Annotated in this window: 4 protein-coding genes and 2 pseudogenes; 4 read left to right on the top strand and 2 right to left on the bottom strand. The window is 73.9% G+C overall.

The window, feature by feature from the left end; genetic code table 11:
* The 4 genes and pseudogenes from HUW36_RS25935 to HUW36_RS25920 form a co-directional block, all read left to right on the top strand.
* A pseudogene (locus tag HUW36_RS25935) lies at nucleotides 1–720 on the top strand (ATPase); the annotation flags it as partial.
* On the top strand, nucleotides 717–1,121 hold the full coding sequence (locus tag HUW36_RS25930) for a roadblock/LC7 domain-containing protein (RefSeq protein WP_013283992.1): 405 nt from the start codon (nucleotides 717–719) through the stop codon (nucleotides 1,119–1,121). The pseudogene HUW36_RS25935 and the gene HUW36_RS25930, both read left to right, overlap by 4 nt.
* Nucleotides 1,122–1,221: 100 nt before the next feature.
* Nucleotides 1,222–1,599 carry a DUF742 domain-containing protein gene (locus HUW36_RS25925; RefSeq protein ID WP_030501200.1) on the top strand — a complete coding sequence of 126 codons (378 nt, stop codon included), beginning with the start codon at nucleotides 1,222–1,224 and terminating at the stop codon, nucleotides 1,597–1,599.
* A 1-nt stretch (nucleotide 1,600) separates the two neighbouring features.
* Nucleotides 1,601–2,194, top strand: coding sequence for a GTP-binding protein (locus tag HUW36_RS25920; RefSeq protein WP_091582358.1), 594 nt, complete (start codon nucleotides 1,601–1,603; stop codon nucleotides 2,192–2,194).
* A 117-nt stretch (nucleotides 2,195–2,311) separates the two neighbouring features.
* Here the strand turns inward: HUW36_RS25920 and HUW36_RS25915 are convergent, their stop codons facing one another.
* Nucleotides 2,312–3,532 carry an ABC transporter substrate-binding protein gene (locus tag HUW36_RS25915; protein WP_174530547.1) on the bottom strand — a complete coding sequence of 407 codons (1,221 nt, stop codon included), beginning with the start codon at nucleotides 3,530–3,532 and terminating at the stop codon, nucleotides 2,312–2,314.
* Nucleotides 3,533–3,654: 122 nt separating this feature from the next.
* Nucleotides 3,655–4,725, bottom strand: a pseudogene (locus HUW36_RS25910) (transposase); the annotation flags it as partial.

Raw genomic sequence — 4,725 nt, 5'->3', positions numbered from 1 at the left:
CAGTCGACGCCGGCCCCCGCACCGCGACCGGCCGCGCCGCAGCAGCCCGGCAACCGCCAGCGGTACGCGGACGAGACGATGGAGCTGCCGATCTTCCGGGAGCTGGAGTCGGCGTGGTTCCGCACCCGCCGGCCCGGGCCCCACGAGGAGGCGGCGGCCCAGGCCGGGTCGGCCAACGGCGCCGCGACCCAGCAGTTCGCCAAGGTGGACACCGCCGGCCGGGCCGTGCCGCAGCCGACACCCGCAACGACAGGTAACACGCCGATGGCACCCACTCCGACAGTCGGCGGAGCCCCGCGTGACAACGGCACGGCGAACGGCAACGGCCGTCCGGCGTACGCCGGCGGGCTGCCCACCCGGCAGCCGGCCGCGCCGCAGCAGGCCTCGCCGTGGCAGACCGCGGCCGACGACGGATGGCGGGCCGCCTCGGCCGCCACCGAGGTGCCGGTGGCGGAGACCACGCAGAAGGGCCTGCCGAAGCGGACGCCGATGGCGCAGCTCGTGCCGGGCAGCATCGACAAGCCGTCGCCGACGTCGCAGCGGCGTACGCCGGAGGGTGTCCGGGGCCTGCTCTCGGCCTACCATCGGGGCGTACAGCGGGGGCGGAGCACGACCGACAGCAACACGACCGGCCCGGAGGGCACTCCGGGCGGGCAGCAGTCCTCGCAGTCTGGCTCAGGCCCGGTGGCCGGGAGCGGGCAGAAGGAGCAACAAGGATGACTACTACGCAGGATCTCGGATGGCTGCTCGCCAACTTCGCCGACCGGGTGCCCGGTGTGGCGCACGCGGTCGCGGTCTCGGCCGACGGCCTGCTTCTCGCCTCGTCCCGTGACCTCCCGCGGGACCGCGCCGACCAGCTCGCGGCCATCGCGTCCGGCCTGGTCAGCCTGACCCAGGGCGCGGCGCGCTGCTTCGAGGGCGGAGCGGTGCTGCAGACAGTCGTCGAGATGGACAACGGCTTCCTGTTCCTGATGTCCATCTCGGACGGCTCGTCGTTCGCGGTGCTCGCGGCACGCAGCTGTGACGTGGGTCAGGTCGGGTACGAGATGGCCCTGCTCGTGGACCGGGTGGGCGACGCCCTGACGCCGCAGCCGCGTACGGCTGTGGGGATGATGGGCTGAATGACGCGCTGGCCGGTGGGTCAGGAGCGGGAACAACGACGACAGCGACGAATGTCACCGGGGCGAGCCGGTGCCGGGTGCGAGGGAGGTGAGCGGCGAAATGGCGGATCGTGACGAGCCGACCGGAGCGTTGGTCCGGCCGTACGCCGTGACCCGTGGTCGCACCCGTCCCCGGCTCGACATCGCCCTGGAGGCGCTCGTCGAGACGACGGTGCGCGGCCGAGCGGTTGCCACTGGCAATGGTGGCCACGGTCGTGAACACCAGTACATAGCCGCGTTGTGTGACGGACGCGTGCAGTCGCTTGCCGAGATCGCGGCGCGGATGCAGCTTCCGCTCGGCGTGGCCCGGGTGCTCATCGCCGACATGGCGACGGACGGCCTGGTCGCGGTCCACGAGCCGACCATTTTGGACGACTCCGACGACGCGGTGGGCACTGAACTGCTGGAGAGGGTGCTGAGTGGACTTCGCAGGCTCTGACATGTCGCACCGGCCGCCGGTCCCGAGCGGGCGCGTGACGTCGGCGAAGATCGTTATCGCCGGTGGATTCGGCGTCGGCAAGACGACGCTGGTCGGTTCGGTCTCGGAGATCACGCCGCTGACCACCGAGGCGATCATGACCTCCGCCGGCGTGGGCGTCGACGACACCCGGCAGGTGCCGGGCAAGACGACGACCACGGTGGCGATGGACTTCGGTCGTATCTCGATCGACCGTGACCTGATCCTGTACCTCTTCGGTACGCCGGGTCAGACGCGGTTCTGGTTCATGTGGGACGAGTTGGTCCGGGGAGCGATCGGTGCGGTGGTGCTCGTCGACACGCGTCGACTGGCCGACTGCTTCGCCGCGATCGACTTCTTCGAGCACCGGCGGTTGCCGTACCTGATCGCCATCAACTGCTTCGACGGCATGCAGTACCACGATCCGCAGGACGTGCGGGACGCGCTCGCGATCTCCCGCGACGTGCCGGTGGTGCCGTGTGACGCCCGTAACCGGGAGTCCACGAAGCACGTGCTGATCTCGCTCGTCGAGTACGTGCTCACCATGCGGCGCTCGCGGGCCGTCGCACCCGCCTGACCGACACGCGGAAGCGCCCGGCGGCCATGGGCCACCGGGCGCTTCCTGCCGTCCGTGGTCGAATGCGGTACGCGGTCAGCCGGTGACCGTCCCGACGGGACGGCCACCGGACGACGGTCAGGCGTACCGGGTCCAGCTGCCCTGGGAGACCAGGTAGACGCCGAGCGAGTCGGCCTCCATGCCACCGTGCCGGCCCTCGGTGAACGCGTACCCGCCGGCGATGCCCTCGGCCATCTGGGTCTGGAGGAACGCCCGCAGCCGGCCCCGGTCGAGGCTCGTCGCCTTCCGGGCCGACGCGGCCAGCATCTGGAGCGCGTCCGACGCGTACGGGGCGAAGGCGACCGAGGTGCCGTGCCGCTGGGTGTAACGCCTGTCGAAGTCCTGGCGGGCCACCTGGGCGGTGCTGGTGGCGGTCAGCGGGGAGCCGCCCAGGCAGGCCGGGTGCACGGCGTACGCCCCCTCCACCGCGGCCGCGTTGGTGCCGTTCACGGTGTCGTCGGCCACCGCGCCGGCGTCGAAGAAGAGCGGGCCGCGGTGGCCGGCGCGCCGCAGTTCCCGCGCCGCGTCGCCCGAGTCGGGGGCGGTGCCCCAGACGATGACGCCGTCCGGGTCGCCGGCGGCGGCGCGCCCGGCGGCGGACCGGAAGCTTTGCCCGGTCTCCGGCAGCCGGACCGTTCGCACCAGGTCCACCCGGCTGTTGTCCAGCGCGTCCCGCACCGCCCGTACCCCCGAGTCGCCGTGGGGTCCGTCCGCGGCGAGCAGGACGACCCGGCGGATCCGCTGCGACTCGAGCAGGTCCGCCAGCCGGCGGGCCACGTCGGTGCCGTCCGGGGTGAGCTTGAAGCTGAACGTGCGCTCCTGGAGCGGGAGCACGATGCGGTCCCCGTAGCCCAGGGACAGGTAGGGCGTCTTGAGTCGCTGGGCCGCCGCCGCCAGGGCCGCGGCGGTCTCCCCGAGGACGCCTCCGACCAGGGCCTGCGCCCCGGCACGGGTCAGCTCCGCCGCCTGCCGGGCGGCGACCTCCGGGTTGCCGCCGTTGTCCCGGACGTCCAGCCGGATCGACCGGAGCAGGGTGCCGACCTGGATTCCGGTCCGGTTCAGCGACTCCGCCGTGATCTCCAGCGCCCGGCGCTGGAACAGGGCCAGCGCCGCGCCGCGGCCGCTCAGCTCCAGGCTGGCGCCGACGAACAGGTCCTGGTCGCCCGGTGCGCTGCTGGTCCCACCGTCACCGGGACGCTGTCCCTGCGGCCCGCAACCGGCCAGCAGCAGGCTGCCGGCCGCGGCGGCGAGGACGCCCCGACGGGTGAGCACGGTGGAGTCGAATGCCGGTGTCGCCAATGGAGTCGCCTTCCCACCCCGGCGAACAGGCGCCGCCGCTGGTCCGCCGGGTATGTTCCCGGCCGGCCGGACCCGACGTCAAATCGTCCGGGTGTGGGTAGGAACACGCCACGGCGTGGTGGTCAGGACCGGTATCCCGCCGACCGGTACTCGTATTCCCGCTCGTCGTCGCGGTCGCCGGTGTCCCGGCTGAAGTCCCAGCCGCCGGCCGCCTCGCGGCCCGGCCGACCGCCGACCGCGAAGCCACCGATCTCCTGACCGCGGCGCCAGCCCCGGAAGTAGCCGGTGGTGTTCTCGGCGAGGCTGGCCGCGTTGCGCACGATCCGCAGGGGACGCTCCTCGCGCAGCGGCGAGCCCGGCACCAGGTTGGCCTGGGGAACCCGCTTCGGCAGGCCCGCCCTGGTCTCCGCGCCGACCGAGGGGCGGGCGGCCTGCTCGGCGGCCTGCCAGCCGGTGTCCGCGGTGGTCGCCCACTCCAGGTCCGCCTCGTCGCCGTGACCGACGAACCAGGCCGACTTGGCCTGCGCGAAGATCAGCAGGTCACCGTCGCCCTCGTCGGACACCGGCGGCGGCCGGTGCTCCTTCGGTGCGGGACGACGCTCCAGCGGCGGGGGCAGCTCGGCCCGGGGCGCACGACGCCCGGCGTCGGCCGGGTCGACCAGCCGCAGCGGAGGCGTGTCGAGGCCCGGGTCGGTCGGCTGGTCCAGCTCGTTGCGCAGCGCCCGGTCGGCGAGCGGCGGCGGCTCCACCAGCCGCAGCATCGGCGGCTCCTGGGGCAGGTCGTCGGCGAGCCACGGCGGGGTGACCCGTCCCGGGTCGCTCGGCGCGTCGACGCTGCGCCCGTACGGGTAGGCGGGCGCCTCCCGCTCCCGGTCGTTCTGGTCGTCGCCGTTGTTGACGAGCGGCCAGTTGGCGCGAGACCCCGGCGGGGCGGGCTCCGGCGCGGACGGGCGGGGACTGGGCACCGGAACGCTCAGGTCGGTGGCGCTGAACCCGCCGGTCGGCGGCTCCTGGTTGGTCTTGGGACGCGGCGGGATCACCGTGCGCTGCCGCTCGGCCCGTGCCTTGTTGATCGCGGCGGTGGTGAGCGTCGGGCGGAACGGCTCACCGGCGTCGGCCGGCGGCACGGCGCCGCGCTGGGCCGGGGCGATCGGCGTGATGCCGGGCGGCGGCGGGGGCGGCGCGGAGACCGG

The organism is Micromonospora maritima (assembly GCF_902825405.1).
GTDB classification, from domain to species: domain Bacteria; phylum Actinomycetota; class Actinomycetes; order Mycobacteriales; family Micromonosporaceae; genus Micromonospora; species Micromonospora maritima.
The sequence above is the reverse complement of the archived record's forward strand: the minus strand, read 5'-3'. Positions and strand labels throughout refer to the sequence as shown.